11 protein-coding genes are annotated in these 13,916 nt (G+C 71.6%); 7 read left to right on the top strand and 4 right to left on the bottom strand.

Annotation, left to right across the window (positions count from 1 at the left end):
• Window positions 1–189 precede the first annotated feature (189 nt).
• Window positions 190–1,269, bottom strand: coding sequence for a glycoside hydrolase family 19 protein (locus tag ACQRWP_RS07670; RefSeq protein WP_430501443.1), 1,080 nt, complete (start codon window positions 1,267–1,269; stop codon window positions 190–192).
• A 454-nt stretch (window positions 1,270–1,723) separates the two neighbouring features.
• On the opposite strand from ACQRWP_RS07670, the gene ACQRWP_RS07665 reads away from it, so the two are divergent.
• The 7 genes from ACQRWP_RS07665 to ACQRWP_RS07635 all read left to right on the top strand — a co-directional run bounded on the left by ACQRWP_RS07665 (window position 1,724) and on the right by ACQRWP_RS07635 (window position 10,759).
• Window positions 1,724–2,746, top strand: a complete 1,023-nt coding sequence (locus tag ACQRWP_RS07665) for a polysaccharide deacetylase family protein (protein WP_430501442.1) — start codon at window positions 1,724–1,726, stop codon at window positions 2,744–2,746.
• Window positions 2,747–2,836: 90 nt separating this feature from the next.
• A complete protein-coding gene (locus ACQRWP_RS07660) occupies window positions 2,837–3,796 on the top strand; it encodes an acetamidase/formamidase family protein (RefSeq protein WP_430501441.1) in 960 nt (319 codons plus the stop codon).
• 61 nt (window positions 3,797–3,857) lie between these two features.
• Window positions 3,858–5,276: a PQQ-binding-like beta-propeller repeat protein gene (locus tag ACQRWP_RS07655; protein WP_430501440.1), complete on the top strand. Its 1,419-nt coding sequence runs from the start codon at window positions 3,858–3,860 to the stop codon at window positions 5,274–5,276.
• 67 nt (window positions 5,277–5,343) lie between these two features.
• Window positions 5,344–6,453, top strand: a complete 1,110-nt coding sequence (locus ACQRWP_RS07650) for an endonuclease domain-containing protein (protein ID WP_430501439.1) — start codon at window positions 5,344–5,346, stop codon at window positions 6,451–6,453.
• Entirely contained in the window at window positions 6,450–7,172 is a 723-nt protein-coding gene (locus tag ACQRWP_RS07645; RefSeq protein WP_430501438.1) for a hypothetical protein, read from the top strand. The genes ACQRWP_RS07650 and ACQRWP_RS07645 overlap by 4 nt, the downstream gene beginning before the upstream one ends.
• Window positions 7,169–10,417 carry an ATP-binding protein gene (locus ACQRWP_RS07640; RefSeq protein WP_430501437.1) on the top strand — a complete coding sequence of 1,083 codons (3,249 nt, stop codon included), beginning with the start codon at window positions 7,169–7,171 and terminating at the stop codon, window positions 10,415–10,417. Before ACQRWP_RS07645 ends, ACQRWP_RS07640 begins: the two co-directional genes overlap by 4 nt.
• A 9-nt stretch (window positions 10,418–10,426) precedes the next feature.
• Complete coding sequence (locus ACQRWP_RS07635; protein ID WP_430501436.1) at window positions 10,427–10,759, top strand: putative quinol monooxygenase; 333 nt, start codon at window positions 10,427–10,429, stop codon at window positions 10,757–10,759.
• A gap of 64 nt (window positions 10,760–10,823) precedes the next feature.
• Here the strand turns inward: ACQRWP_RS07635 and pdxY are convergent, their stop codons facing one another.
• The 3 genes from pdxY to ACQRWP_RS07620 all read right to left on the bottom strand — a co-directional run bounded on the left by pdxY (window position 10,824) and on the right by ACQRWP_RS07620 (window position 13,788).
• Complete coding sequence (gene pdxY, locus ACQRWP_RS07630; RefSeq protein ID WP_112602567.1) at window positions 10,824–11,675, bottom strand: pyridoxal kinase PdxY; 852 nt, start codon at window positions 11,673–11,675, stop codon at window positions 10,824–10,826.
• Between the two features lie 139 nt (window positions 11,676–11,814).
• Complete coding sequence (locus ACQRWP_RS07625) at window positions 11,815–12,609, bottom strand: S1 family peptidase (protein WP_238678438.1); 795 nt, start codon at window positions 12,607–12,609, stop codon at window positions 11,815–11,817.
• A gap of 162 nt (window positions 12,610–12,771) precedes the next feature.
• On the bottom strand, window positions 12,772–13,788 hold the full coding sequence (locus ACQRWP_RS07620; protein ID WP_430501435.1) for a LacI family DNA-binding transcriptional regulator: 1,017 nt from the start codon (window positions 13,786–13,788) through the stop codon (window positions 12,772–12,774).
• Window positions 13,789–13,916: the final 128 nt, after the last annotated feature.

The raw sequence follows: 13,916 nt of genomic DNA, 5'->3' as shown, positions 1-13,916 counted from the left end.
ATCGTTGTCATTGGAGATCGTGAGCAACGGGAGCCGGGGCGGGTGGACTGCCGCTGATAGTTCCGGGCGCAGCACGGCCGTGTCAACGGGTTGATCGCGCCGAAACGGCCGCCGCCCCACCGGGCCCCGGCCGCCGATGCGCCGGGCCCCGGCGCCGTCCGGGGACGTACGCCGAGGCCCGGCCAGGGATCAGCAGTAGAGGTTGGCTCCTGCGGACACCCCGAGGATGCCGACGAACTGCTGGTACCTGGTGACGCGACTCTGCACCTGGGCGGGGTTTCCGCCGTTGCACTCGATCGAGCCGTTGATGCTGCGGATCGTCTGACCGAACCCGGCGCTGTTGACCATCGCATTGTGGGCGGTCATGGTGCCCGGCCCGTTCTGGGTCATCCAGTACCAGATACCGGTCTTCCAGGCCACCGCGGCGTCGGTCTGCACCAGCCACGGGTTGGTCAGCAGCGGCAGGTTGAGGGCGTTGCCGGCGGCGTTGTAGTTGAAGTTCCAGCTGAGCTGGATCGGCCCGCGCCCGTAGTAGGCGGCCTGCCCGGCGGGGCAGCCGTACGGCTGGCCGTAGTCGCAGTAGTGCGGGTAGTTCGCGGTGTTCTGCTCGACCACGTGCACGAGCCCGCCGGTCTCGTGGTAAACGTTCGCCAGGAAGGCTGCGGCCTCCTGACGCTGGACGGTGGCACTGCCGGTGCGCGCGAACGCCGGGTAGGCGCTGAGCGCGGCGACGAGCCCGGAGTACGTGTAGAAGGAGTTCCGACCTGGGAACATCTGGTTGAACTGGGCCTCGGTGACCACGAAGGCGCCCGGGTTGGTGGGCGGCGGGGTGGTTGGTGGCTGACCGCCACAGGTGTAGGGCTCCCAGTACCAGGTGCTGACGACGGGGTCGTACCCCGGATTGTCGTGCTCGGCGATGTAGTAGGAACCGTTGGTGTAGCGCACGATCGCCCCGGTGGCGTACCAGGTCCCGGCGGTCCAGTTCGGGTAGCTACAGGTGCCACCGGTGGGCGGCGTGGTGCCCCCTCCGCACGCGCCGAGGTCCTCCCAGACGCCGGTCGTGCCCGGCGGCGCCTCGTTCTGGGTCCACCACTTCGCCCGGTAGTTGCGGCCGTTGTGGGAGACCTGGGCGTCTCCCCAGTAGACGGCTGAGGCCTGCCACGATGCTGAGCAGGCCGCCGCCGACGCGGCGGTGGCCGGGATGACCGCAACCAGTCCACCGGTAACGATCAGTGCCGCCAGCGCGACCAGCGCGCGCAGTCTCGTCATGTGATCACTCCTTTCTCGGACCTCACTGGCCGAAACCCGAGCGGACATCGACCGAAGTGACTGTAACATCTTCTGTTCACAATCTTTACTATTCCGCGCGGCGGGGCGCGACGGGCGCGACGGCTGACCCGGCGATCGACGACCGATAATTCCGGCCACTTTCCGGATCACGTCGCGGGCAGACCCATCGATCGACGCGATCGAGACGACATCGGAGCACCACTCCGACCAAGGCATGCCTGGATCCACCCCCGGGACGGCTTCCTGAGTTGTTACGAGGATGTTCCGGAACTTGTTGACGCGTCGGAATTCTCGCTGTAATACTCCGATCCATTGAGGTCAATGCGATCGGCTTCGTTGCGGTTTCCGCTCCACCTACCCACTCATCCACACCTGTCCGGACTGTGCTGCCCGCGCACCAGGGCACGTCCGGGCCAGCGCGAAGGGGCACCAGATGAGCAGGCTCTTCCCCCGCACGGCCCTGTGGTCCAGGCGGTTGCGTGCGGCGCTCGCCGTCCTCGCCACCGCCGTCGCCATGTGCGGCGTCGTCCTCGCGGCCACCTCCACCCCGTCGAGCGCCGCCACCTGCAACGGCTACGTCGGGCTCACCTTCGACGACGGTCCGACCGGCAGCACCAGCGCGCTGCTGAACGTGCTGCGCAGCAACGGCGTACGGGCCACCATGTTCAACGTCGGGCAGAACGTCCAGAACAACCGCTCGGCCGCGCAGGCGCAGGTGGCCGCCGGCATGTGGGTCGCCAACCACAGCTGGAACCACGCCCACATGACCTCGATGAGCCAGGCCCAGATGCAGTCGGACCTGTCCCAGACCAGCTCGGCGATCCAGTCGGCCACCGGCAGCCGACCGGTGCTGTTCCGGCCGCCGTACGGCGAGACCAACTCCACGTTGCAGTCCGTCGCGTCGTCACTGGGCATGCGCCAGGTGCTCTGGGACGTGGACTCCCAGGACTGGAACGGCGCCAGCGTCAGCCAGATCGTGGCCAACGCCAGCCGACTCCAAGCCGGTCAGGTCATCCTGATGCACGACGGGATCCAGAACACCCGCGACGCCATTCCCCAGATCATGGCCAACCTGACCAGCCGCAACCTGTGCCCCGGCATGATCTCGCCGTCCACCGGCCGCGCCGTCGCGCCGGACGGCACGACCCCGCCGCCCACCACCACCCCGCCGCCCGCCGGCGGCACCTGCACCGCTACCGCCACGACCCCCAACGTCTGGGGCGACCGGTACAACACCTCGGTCACGGTCAGCGGCGCCAGCACGTGGACGGTGGTCGTGGCCATCACCTCGCCGCAGCGGGTCACCACCATCTGGAACGGCACCGCCACCTGGGACAGCAGCGGGACAGTCATGACCATGCGGTCCAACGGCAGCGGCAACACCTTCGGCTTCACCACGATGACCAACGGCAACAGCAGCGCCCGCCCACAGATTCGCTCCTGCACCTCGGGTTGACATCGCCCAGGTTGAGTCGTGCGCGGTGGGTGCGCCCGGCACCCACCGCGCACCTGCCCGCCCACCGCACGTGGCCACTAGCCTGCACTGATGCGACACACCCTCATCCCGGGGGATGACAGCCTTCACGGCCACTTCTCCCCCGACTTCCCGCCGGTGCTCACCATCGACCCCGGCGACACCGTCACCTATCGCACCCTGGACTGCTGGTGGTCCGCCGGCCCGTACCCCGGCGGGCCGAACCGGGACCGGCCCCGGGTGGCGCAGCACCGGCCCGATTACGGACACGCGTTGATCGGTCCGGTCGCGGTCCGCGGTGCGCGCGCCGGCCAGACCCTCGCGGTACGCATCGACGCGGTCATCCCGAGCAGTTGGGGAACCACGGTGGCCGGCGGCTGGCCGAGTGGGTTCAACCAGCGCTACGGCGTGCAGGATCAACCGGTGGTGCACGCCTGGGCGCTGGACCCGGTGACGATGACCGGCCGCAACCAGCACGGCCACACGGTCGCGCTGCGGCCCTTCATGGGAGTGCTCGGCATGCCACCCGCGGAGCCGGGGCTTCACTCGACGATCCCACCGCGCCCCTGGGGCGGCAATCTGGACTGTCGGGACCTCACCGCCGGTAGCACGCTCCTGCTGCCGATCCCGGTGGACGACGCGCTGTTCTCCGTCGGGGACGGGCACGCCGCGCAGGGTGACGGCGAGGTCGGCGGCACCGCGATCGAGTGTCCGATGGACGAGGTGACGTTGACCTTCGACGTGCGCGACGACTTTCCGGTCACCGGCCCGGTGGCCCGTACCCCCGACGCGTGGCTCACCCTGGGCGTCGGCGCCTCCCTAGACGACGCCACATTCACCGCCCTGGACTCGATGCTGAACCTGATGCAGCGGCTGCACGGCCTCAGCCGCGCGGACGCGGTGGCGCTGGCCAGCATCGCGGTCGACGTGCGGGTGACGCAGATCGTCAACCAGAGCGTCGGCGCGCACGCGGTGCTCCGCGACGACGCGCTGCGCTGGCCGGACGCCGATTCTGTCGGGGGGCGCCGTTAACGTGTGGTCACTGTCGCCGCGCCGGCCGGATCGCGCCGCTCGCTGACCCTCGGAGGCCCCCATGTCCCAGGAGACGACCTACCTCGAACTGTCCGAAGTGGACGGTGCGCACAAGTTCTACGAGGTCATCGTCGACAACGCCACGCTGACGGTGCGCTACGGCCGGATCGGCGACCAGGGGCAGGTCAAGGCGAGTGCCTATCCGGACAACGCCCGGGCCCGGACCGCTGCGGCGAAGAAGATCGGGGAGAAGGTCCGCAAGGGCTACGCGCCGGCGGTCCCCGGCGTCCGCCAGAAGCGCACCGTGTCGCGGCGGCAGATCGTGAGCACCCGCTCCACCGCCCACACCGCCCCGGTGCTCTGGCGCTACGACTCCGGCGCCCCCGCCTTCGGCATCTTCGTCGACGGGCAGCACTGCATGGTCGGCAACGAGCACGGAGTCATCACCACGCTCGACCACGACGCCCAGGTGCGCAGCCAGGTCCGCCTTCCCGACGGGGTGAAGTGCATCGTCGCCGACGACGCCTGGATCTACGCCGGCTGCGACGACGGCAACGTCTACGACCTGTCCGGCAAGGTGCCCCGGGTGGCGTACGCGATCGCGCCGGAGATCGACATCTACTGGCTGGACATCCACGACGGCGTCCTCGGCGTCTCCGACGCCGACGGCGGGATCACCGCAGTCGACCACGAGGACGAGTTCCTGTGGCGTCGCCCCGGGCGGGGGCGTTCGGCCTGGATGGTGCGGTGCGACGACGACGCCATCTACCACGGCCACTCGCAGGGCGTGACCGGCTACGAGTGGCGTACCGGCAGCGAACTGTGGCACACCAGGACCGGTTCGGTGCTCTTCGGCTGGCAGGAGCACGGCAGTGTGTTCGCCGGCACCAGCAGCCGCGAGGTGGTGCGGCTGTCCAAGGCCGGTCGCCTCGAACGCACCTACCTGTGCGACGCCCCGGTCTTCTCCTGCGCCACCGCCGAGGGCGGCCAGTACGTCTTCGCCGGTGACAGCCAGTCCTCGATCTACTGCTTCGACGCGGCGGGCACCCGGCTGTGGAAGCTCGGCACCGGCTGCGGCTCGGCGTACTCCATGCAGTACCACGACGACCGGCTCTACGTCGTCACCACCGGCGGCCATCTGGCCTGCATCGACGCGAGCGAGCCGGCGATCCGCGCGGCGCAGGCCGGGAACGTGCCTGAGGTACGCGACATCAAGGCTCCCCGCCAGGCTCCCCAGCCGGTGCAACCGACGATCGTCGAGGTGACCAGCGATTCGGGCTCGGGCGTGGTCGTGCAGTGCCTGGACGATCGGGGGCGGCTGCGGGTTCAGGTGCTCTCCGACGGTTACCGGCGCGACTGGTCGGTGCAGTTCCCCAAGGGGATCCGCGAGCCGGGCGCCCGCTACCTGGTGACCGAGGTGCGCGAGTCCAGCCGTGGTGGTTACTACCGCGCGTACGGCGACATCCGCCGGCTGCGCTGAGCGGCGGCGCATCGCCTCGTCAGCGAAGGGTCCCCGGTCGCGCCCGCCCGTGTCGTAGGGTGCCGCCATGGCGCACCCCGTCCGGGTCAACGGCGACGCCAACAGGGCCTGGTGGGCTGCCCCGCCGACGGGGCGAGTGAGTCACCTGCCGGGCGTCGACCCGGAGCTGCTGCGGGTGGCACTCGACCCGCTGCCACCGGCAGCACCCGCGATCGTGCACTACCGGCCAACTGTGGCAGGTCCCCTCGGTGACCTCGTGGACACAGTGCTCGACCAACTGGACACCGCAGCTCTCGCGATGTTCCCCCGCTGGCTGACGGGGGCCGACCGTTTCGACAGCGAGGGCACGCTCGGCGTGGCGGCGGTGCGGGCCCTCGCGGCCCGTACCGCCGCCCGGTCCCGGCACTTCGGCCCTTTCCTGGCCGACCTCGCCGAGCGAGGGCTGCGCGGCCCGCGCCGCCCCGGCGGCCGGTCCCGCTTCGCCCCGGGAGTACGCGCCGCCGGGCTCGCCCGCGTGATCGCCGCGGCGTACGACCGGGAGAGCTGCGTACTCGTCGTGGCCCTGCCCGACCTCGACGCCGACGCCAACGCCGAGCGGACGCTGGTGGCCGCCGCCGAGTGGCTCGTGCGGCACGGCGGCTTCACTGTGTGGTTGGCCGGCGGGCCGCTGCGCCACGCCGACCGGGTGCGCTCGGTGCCCATGCCGGTGCCGGCGCGATTCGCCGGGCTGGCCAGCACGACCGGACGGCTTCCGGCCACCGCCGCCGAGCCGGAGTCGACGGTGCTGGCCTGGCCGCCGATCGCGGGCGTGCCACGCGGTGACAGCGCCGCCGAGCAGACATTGGAACGCGCGCTCGCGCCGCACGACTGGGCCCGGGGCCGGCGGTGGAACCAGACCTACGAGTGGCACGACCTGGCCGAGGCGTACCGACTGGATCTGTTTTGGCCCACGGAGGGTCTTGCGGTCGAGGTGGACGGCCCGGAGCATCGTGGGCGAATCGCTTTCGCCAACGATCGGCGGAGAGACGTGCAGCTGCAACTTCTCGGGCTGGACGTGCTCCGCTTCACCAACGAGCAGGTGCTCACCGACGCGCCGGCGGTGGTCGACGGGATCCGTCGGCTGCTGGCCCGGCGGCGCGCGGGCGGCACGCACCCCCACGGAGATGAGACATCATGACGAGCCCGGCGGACGTCCCGCACCTGACGCCGAACCAGATCAACGCCCTCGTGGTGCTGATGGTCGAGGCACGCCGACTCACCAACGTCGAGCTGAAAGAGCTGGCCGGTTTCACGCTGACCGGCAAGGACAACACGAAGCTCGTCGACCTGGGCCTGGTGGACACCGATCGGACGCACCGGCCGTTCGCCCACGAGCTGACCGAGGAGGGCTGGCGGGTGGCCCGTCAGCTGCACACCTCCGTGCCGCCGAGGCAGGGCGGCTCCACGACCCGGTCGCTGTTCGTCGTCCTGTCCAACCTGCACCGTTCGCTGGACCGGCTCCGGGTCAGCCACGGCGATTTCTTCAAGCAGACCGAGGCAACTGCCCCCGCGGCCAGCGAGCCGCGACACGAAGCGCCGGCACCCACGGCGGCGACGACGGCGGCACCGGCAGCAGCGGCACCGGTGTCCGCGGCGGAGGTGGAGGCGCTGGTTCGTTCCGCGTACCGGGATCTGGCCACCGCGCCGGGCGCCTGGGTCGGCCTCGCCGACGTCCGCGACCGGCTCGCCGACACCGACCGGGCCGCCCTCGACGCGGCGTTGCGGGCGATGGTCGGCCGGGAGGACGTCCGCATCATCCCGGTGGCGAACACCAAGTCGCTGACCGCACGCGACCGGGCCGCTGCCGTCCGCATCGGGAACGAGGACAACCACGCCCTGGCGATCGGCCCGGCATGATCTCCGACGACCAGCGGGCCGCGCTGGAAGCGGTGAACCTCAACCCGGCGGTCACCCCGGACGACGTCTGGCGACCCAGCCCGCACAACGTGCCGGAGCTGCACGAGAAGGTGGCCGCGGAGATCCTGCGCGGGGTGGCGCGGGCCCGCACCGACGACACCAGCATGCCGCTCGGCGTGGCCATGCAGGGCCGCGCGGGCGCCGGCAAGACGCACCTGCTCGGGGCGGTCCGCGAACGGATCCAGCGCGACGGCGGCTACTTCTTCCTGGTCGACATGGTCAGCGGCAAGACGTTCTGGGAGAGCGTGGCCCTGGCCCTGGTGGAGGGGATGGGCCGCCCCCACGTCGGCTGGGGCACCCAGTTGAAGACCTTCCTGCGTCGACTCACCCCCCAGCTCGGCCTGCCGGTGGAGGTCCGCGACGCGGTCGCCGGCGCCCGACCGGTGACCCGTGCGCAGCTCGACACCTTCATCTGGGCGCTGCGCGAGCGCGATCGGGAGGTCGGGCGGGACGCCCAGGACACCGCTCGGGCGCTCGTCCTGCACGGCGCCATCGACTTCGAGGCACAGGACGTCGGTTACGCCCACCTCATCTCCGAACCGGGTGACCCGGCCGCGCGGGCGGCATGGGGGTTGAGCACCGCGATCCGCACCCCGCAGCAGGTCGTGCAGGACATCTCCCGGCTGATGGCCCTGACCCTGGACCCCACGGTCATCGCCGTGGACCAGCTCGACACGCTGTTCGCCCAGACCAGCACCTCACTGCTCAACCAGCATCAGGGGCTGGAGGACGGCCAGGCCAAGGTGCTCGGCCCGATCGCCGACGGCCTGCTCAAGCTCCGCGACATCACCCGCCGCACCCTGGTCGTGGTCTCGTGCCTGCCGGACACCTGGGTGCTGATGACCCGCACCGCGCCCACCCCGGTCGCCGACCGCTTCCGTACGTCGACCCTGCCGGACCGGATCCCCACCCCGGAGATCGGGCAGGCGATCGTGGCGAAGCGCCTCGCTGCCGCGTTCGCGGGTATGTACTTCGGGCCACCGCACCCCACCTGGCCGATCACCCCCGCCGCTTTCGCCGACGCCCCCACCCTGACGCCACGCGCCCTGCTGCGCCGGGTGGACCGCCACATCGCCTGGTGCCGTGATCGCGACGAGGTGGTCGAACTGGACCGGCTCATCGACGGCGCCGACACGACGCCGACGGTCAGCACCGCCCGTGGCGCCTCCGCCGATCCGACGACGGACGAGCGCCGCCTGCACGAGTTGGACGAACGCTTCGCCGAACTCGTCGAGGCCGCAGACGTGTCGGCCGCCGTCGACCCGGCGGGCGAGGACGAGCACATGCCGCCGCTGCTCGCCGCCGGCTTGGCCGCCTGGATCGCCGAGCAGGCGCCGACCGGAGCCACCTACAAGTACGATCCGCCGCCCGGACGCAAGCCCGCGCTGCACGGACGGCTCATCGAGGTGCTCGACGAGGCCACCGAGAACGAGGCGCACTGGTGCTTCCGGGCCATCGCGCACCCCAATGCCGTCGCCGTCACCGCCCGGGTCAAGGCCGCCTGCACCCTCGCAGGGTTGGACCGGGACCTGCCACAGCGGCGGCTGATCCTGCTGCGCAACGGTCCGTGGCCGACCGGGAAGCGTACGACCGAGGTGTTGACCGGCTTCGACGCGGCCGGCGGCCTGCGGTGCGCCGTGCCGGAGGCGGACCTGCGGGTCTTCGCGGCGCTGCGGGTGATGGCTGCCGAGCCGTCCACGGCCTTGCAGGAGTGGCTGGTGGCCCGCCGTCCGGCCAGCGGCACCGAACTGTTCCGCGCGGTCCTGCCCGGGCCCGACGGGACGCGCGGCGGTGCCCAGCCGCCGACGCCCGACGACGACGAGCCACCGTCGGGTGGCCCCGCAACCGACCCGACGAACGTGCCGGAAGCCGACGTCCCCGCTGGCGCGTCGACCGGCGCGACGGCCGGGCCCGCAACCGCTGACCCGGCCGACCTCGCGGTCGGCACCGGCGGTCGGGCCGTCGGGCTGGGGCGGACCGTCGACGGCGGTCAACCGTTCACGGTGCCCCTGGAGTCGTTGCGCCGCCACGCCGTCGTGTTCGCCGGGTCCGGCTCGGGCAAGACCGTGCTGATCCGCCGGCTGGTCGAGGAGTGCGCCCGCGAGGGGGTCTCCGCGATCGTGCTCGACCCCAACAACGACCTCGCCCGGCTCGGCGACGCGTGGCCCGACCCGCCGGGCGGCTGGGGCCCCGGCGACGCCGAACGAGCCGCCGACTACCTCGCGCACACCGAGGTGGTGGTGTGGACGCCCCGGGTCACCGCCGGTCGGCCGTTGAGCTTCCAGCCGCTGCCCGACTTCACCTCCCTGCGGGACTGGCCCGACGAGTTCGACCAGGCCGTCCGCTCCGCCGTGGAGGCGCTCGCGCCACGGGCCGGCGTGGACCGCGCCGGCCGGCTCGCCCAGCAGGGCAAGGCCGTCCTCACCGAAGCCCTCCAGGCGTACGCCCGCAGCGGGATGGTGGGCCTGCCCGGCTTCACCGAGTTCCTCACCGACCTGCCCGAGGGGGTCAGTCGGCTGGCCCGCGCCGGGAAGCTCGCCGAGGAGTTGGCCGAGGCGCTCAAGGCGGCGATGGTCACCGATCCGCTCTTCGGCGGGGTCGGCGCGCCGGCCGACCCGGGGCTGCTGCTGACACCGTCGGCGGGGCGGCGGGCCCGGGTGTCGGTGATCAGTTTCGTCGGCCTCACCTCGGATCAGGAGCGGCAGAGCTTCGTCAACCAGTTGCAGATGGCGCTCTTCGCGTGGATCAAACGGCACCCCGCCGGTGACCGACCGCTGGGCGGGCTGTTCGTGATGGACGAGGCGCAGACGCTCGCGCCGTCGACCGGCACCACGGCCTGCACCGCCAGCACGATCGCGCTGGCCTCGCAGGCCCGCAAGTACGGGCTCGGGCTGGTCTTCGCCACCCAGGCGCCCAAGGGTCTGCACAACCAGATCTCCGGCAACGCGACGACGCAGTTCTTCGGGCTGCTCAACGCGCCGGCGCAGATCGACGCGGCCCGGCAGCTCGCCGAGGCCAAGGGCGGGCGGCTGCCGGACATCGGCCTGCTCAACAGCGGTGAGTTCTACGCGGCCGGGGAGGGATTCTCGTTCGTCAAGGTCCGCACCCCGCTGTGCCTGACGCACCACCCGAAGGCGCCGCTGACCCCCGAGGAGGTCGTCGCCCGCGCCCGCCCGGCTGGGTAGCCTGGGGCCATGATCTTCATTACCGCCAAGTTCCGGGTCCTGGCCGAGCACGCCGACCGGTGGCCGCAGATCGCCGCCGAGTTCACCGAGGCGACCCGGGCGGAGCCGGGCTGCCTGTGGTTCGACTGGTCCCGCAGCCTGGACGATCCCACCGAGTACGTGCTGGTCGAGGCGTTCCGCGACGACCAGGCCGGCGCGGCCCACGTCCAGTCCGCGCATTTCCGCGCGGCCCAGGAGACCCTGCCGCCGCACCTGGCCGAGACGCCGCGGATCGTGAACGCCACGGTGCCGCAGGAGGACTGGTCGCTGCTCGGCGAGATGGCCGTTCCCGAGGGCCGCTGACCGCCACCGGTCCGGGGTCAGCGACCGTCGTCAGCGCAGCCGGTCCGCGGTCAGCGACCCGCCGTCAGCGCAGCCGGCGGGCGGTGAACCGGGCCGGCGGGTCGGCGATCACGTCCTGCGCCGCGATCAGCTGGATCTCCCGGGTGCCCGCCGCGAGAGTGGCTTCGAGCACGGCGTAGACGGAGGCGATGGTGCGTTCCAGCGCGGTCGCGGGTGAGCCGGTCGTCCACAGGTGCGCGAGGTACAGCGCCGCGGTGACGTCGCCCCCACCGTTCGGGTTGATCGGCAGCAGCGGCGTGGTCACCGCCCAGGCGCCCTCGTCGGAGACCGCCACCACCTCCAGCGAGTCCGGAGGCAGGTCGCCGTGGAGCACGCTGGTCACCAGGACGTGCCGTGGCCCGGTCGCACGCACCACGTCGACCGCGTCGAGCACCTCGGCCAGCGAGTTCGTGGTACGACCGGCGAGGAAGTCCAGCTCGAAGTGGTTCGGCGTGATGATGTCCGCGCGGGGCACGACGGTGTCGCGTAGGTACTCCGGAATTCCCGGCCGGACGAACATGCCCCGGCCGGCGTCGCCCATCACCGGGTCGCAGCAGTAGACCGCCGCCGGGTTGGTCGCCTTCACCGTCGCCACCGCGTCCAGGATCACCGCGCCCATGGCCGGGTCGCCCTGATAGCCGGAGAGCACCGCGTCGGCGCTGCCGAGGACCCCACGGTCCTCGATGCCCGCAATCACCTCCGCCACGTCCGCCGCCGGGAGCATCGGGCCCCGCCACGCGCCGTACCCGGTGTGGTTGGAGAAGTGCACAGTCAGGACCGGCCAGACCTCGTGCCCGAGGCGTTGCAGCGGAAAGGCCGCCGCCGAGTTGCCGACGTGACCGTAGGCGACCGACGACTGGATGGACAGGATCTTCACCGGCCCATCATCGCCGCTGCGGCCGGCGGCGCAGGGACGGCCCGCCGTTTCTGTCGGGTGGCCCACTCGCCGCCCACCCGGGACGGCACGAACGGGCGACCCGGACCGTGTCGTCCGGGCCGCCCGAGCGGTCGTACGGTCAGCCGCCGAGGCTCGCCGCGGCCGAGGCGATCGACGAGGCGAAGTAGCTCACCTGGGTGTAGACACCCGGGTAGTTGGGCCGGGCACAACCGTTGCCCCAGCTGACGATGCCGACCTGGATCCAGGCGTTGGAGGCGTCGCGGCGGAACATCGGGCCGCCCGAGTCACCCTGGCAGGTGTCCGTGCCGCCGCTGGCGTAGCCGGCGCAGATTTCCTGGGCGGGGATGAGGTCCCCGCCGTAGTTGGCGTTGCAGGTGGAGTCGCTGACGAACGGCACTGTCGCCTTGAGCAGGTACCGCTGCTGGCCGCCGCCCTCGCGCGCGGCACCCCAGCCGGCGACGGTGAAGGTGCCGCTGTCGTACGCGGTGGTGCTGGCGATCGGCAGCGTGCTCAGCCCGGTGACGGGGCTGGCCAGCCGGATCAGCGCCCAGTCGCGGCCGGCGCCGTTGTAGCCGGGGGCACGGTAGACGTAGTTGGACCGGACGGTGATCCGGCTGGACGACTGGAGGTCGACCGTCCCGAGCGTCGCGGTGATGCTGGTGTTGGTGCCGGTCGCGCCCACGCAGTGCGCCGCGGTGAGCACCAGCCGGGCGCTGTACAGCGCCCCGCCGCAGCCCATCGAGAGACGGACCATGAACGGGAACTCGCCCTGAGCGGCGCGGGTGCCGCCGACGACGTTCGGCGTCACGGGGCTGTCGGCCGCGGCGGCCGGCGCGGTGAGGGTGAGGCTGGCCGCGGTCACCGCGGCCAACGCGGTGGCCAGCAGGCCAGTGAGGGTACGCCAGCGAACCATGCATTCCTCCGCATCAGGATGGCACGCCTCGTGAGCGCACCGCAGTCGAGATAGCGGTCATCATATTGAGGTCTATGGATCTAGTGGGTCATCCTCTCTGGGTCGTACCACCGGCGGTATGGATCTCGCGCGGCGCGTCGCAGGGCCTGCGGGCGACTGTGGTCAGGCGTCCGGCGTGCCGGTGCTCTCCCGACGGAGAAGCCGGAACGGTGTCTGCACGGTCAGCGGCCCCGCGACCTCCGCGCCCTCGATGCGGGCGACGAGACGGCGTACCGCGAGACGACCGATCTCCCTCTTGTCCGGGGCGATAGTGGTGAGGGTCGGGGCAGTGAACCGTCCCTCCTCGATGTCGTCGATCCCGACCACCGCGACGTCCTCGGGCACCCGGTGACCGGCCTCGGCCAGCGCCCGCAGCGCGCCGATGGCGACCAGGTCGTTGTAACCGAACACGGCGTCCGGCGGGTCACCGAGGGCGAGCAGGTCATGCATTGCCCGCATGCCGTCAAGCCGGCCGAAGGCGTCGGTGCGGGCGACCAACCGTGGTCGGTACGGCAGACCGGCGGCTGCCAGTGCCTCCCGGTAACCCCGGACCCGCAGGTGGGCCGACTGCCGGTCACCGCCCGGGGTGGCGCCGATGAACGCTATCCGGCGGCGGCCGATCGCCACGAGATGCCGGATCGCCGCGTGGCTGGCGGCGACGTTGTCGATGGCGATGTGGTCGTGCGGCACGTCGTAGACGCCCTCACCGATCAGCACGAGCGGGCTGCCGGCCGTCCGGGCCAGCACCTCCTCCCGGCCGACGCGCACCGGGCTGAGGATCAGGCCGTCGATGATGCGCTGTCGCGAGCCGTCGAGGAGCGCCAGCTCCGCCTCCCGGTCCGCGGCGGTGTTCTCCATGACGAGCGTGTAGCCGAGCGCGGCGGCCTCGGAGATGGCGATCTCGGCGAGCTCGGCGAAGTAGGGGTTGGTCAGTTCCGGGATGGCCAGGGCGATCAGGCCGGTACGGCCCCGGCGGAGATGCCGGGCGCCGAGGTTGGGGCTGTAGCCGAGTTCGTCGATCGCCTGCTGCACCCGTTGGCGGGTCCGCTCCCCCACCGGCCGGTACCCGTTCACGACGTTCGAGACCGTGGCCAGCGAGACACCGGCGCGCTGGGCGATGTCCTTCAGGTTGACGCCCATCCTCCAACCTTTCGCGAATACGACCGGCGGGCCGACCGGACATTGATGAACAAGCATTGACGGGAGGGCCGGCGCGGCTCTATAACGTTATACAGGTGATGATGGATGTCAATATGCCGGTCACCGTT

Origin of the sequence: Micromonospora trifolii (assembly GCF_050516465.1) — a bacterium.
In the GTDB taxonomy this organism is placed as follows: Bacteria; Actinomycetota; Actinomycetes; order Mycobacteriales; family Micromonosporaceae; genus Micromonospora; species Micromonospora trifolii.
This window is presented reverse-complemented; position numbering and strand designations above follow the sequence as displayed.

Coding starts and splice junctions, on each gene's coding strand:
- ACQRWP_RS07670 (WP_430501443.1), bottom strand. CDS start 1,269: ATGACGAGACTGCGCGCGCTGGTCGCGCTGGCGGCACTGATCGTTACC.
- ACQRWP_RS07665 (WP_430501442.1), top strand. CDS start 1,724: ATGAGCAGGCTCTTCCCCCGCACGGCCCTGTGGTCCAGGCGGTTGCGT.
- ACQRWP_RS07660 (WP_430501441.1), top strand. CDS start 2,837: ATGCGACACACCCTCATCCCGGGGGATGACAGCCTTCACGGCCACTTC.
- ACQRWP_RS07655 (WP_430501440.1), top strand. CDS start 3,858: ATGTCCCAGGAGACGACCTACCTCGAACTGTCCGAAGTGGACGGTGCG.
- ACQRWP_RS07650 (WP_430501439.1), top strand. CDS start 5,344: ATGGCGCACCCCGTCCGGGTCAACGGCGACGCCAACAGGGCCTGGTGG.
- ACQRWP_RS07645 (WP_430501438.1), top strand. CDS start 6,450: ATGACGAGCCCGGCGGACGTCCCGCACCTGACGCCGAACCAGATCAAC.
- ACQRWP_RS07640 (WP_430501437.1), top strand. CDS start 7,169: ATGATCTCCGACGACCAGCGGGCCGCGCTGGAAGCGGTGAACCTCAAC.
- ACQRWP_RS07635 (WP_430501436.1), top strand. CDS start 10,427: ATGATCTTCATTACCGCCAAGTTCCGGGTCCTGGCCGAGCACGCCGAC.
- ACQRWP_RS07625 (WP_238678438.1), bottom strand. CDS start 12,609: ATGGTTCGCTGGCGTACCCTCACTGGCCTGCTGGCCACCGCGTTGGCC.
- ACQRWP_RS07620 (WP_430501435.1), bottom strand. CDS start 13,788: ATGGGCGTCAACCTGAAGGACATCGCCCAGCGCGCCGGTGTCTCGCTG.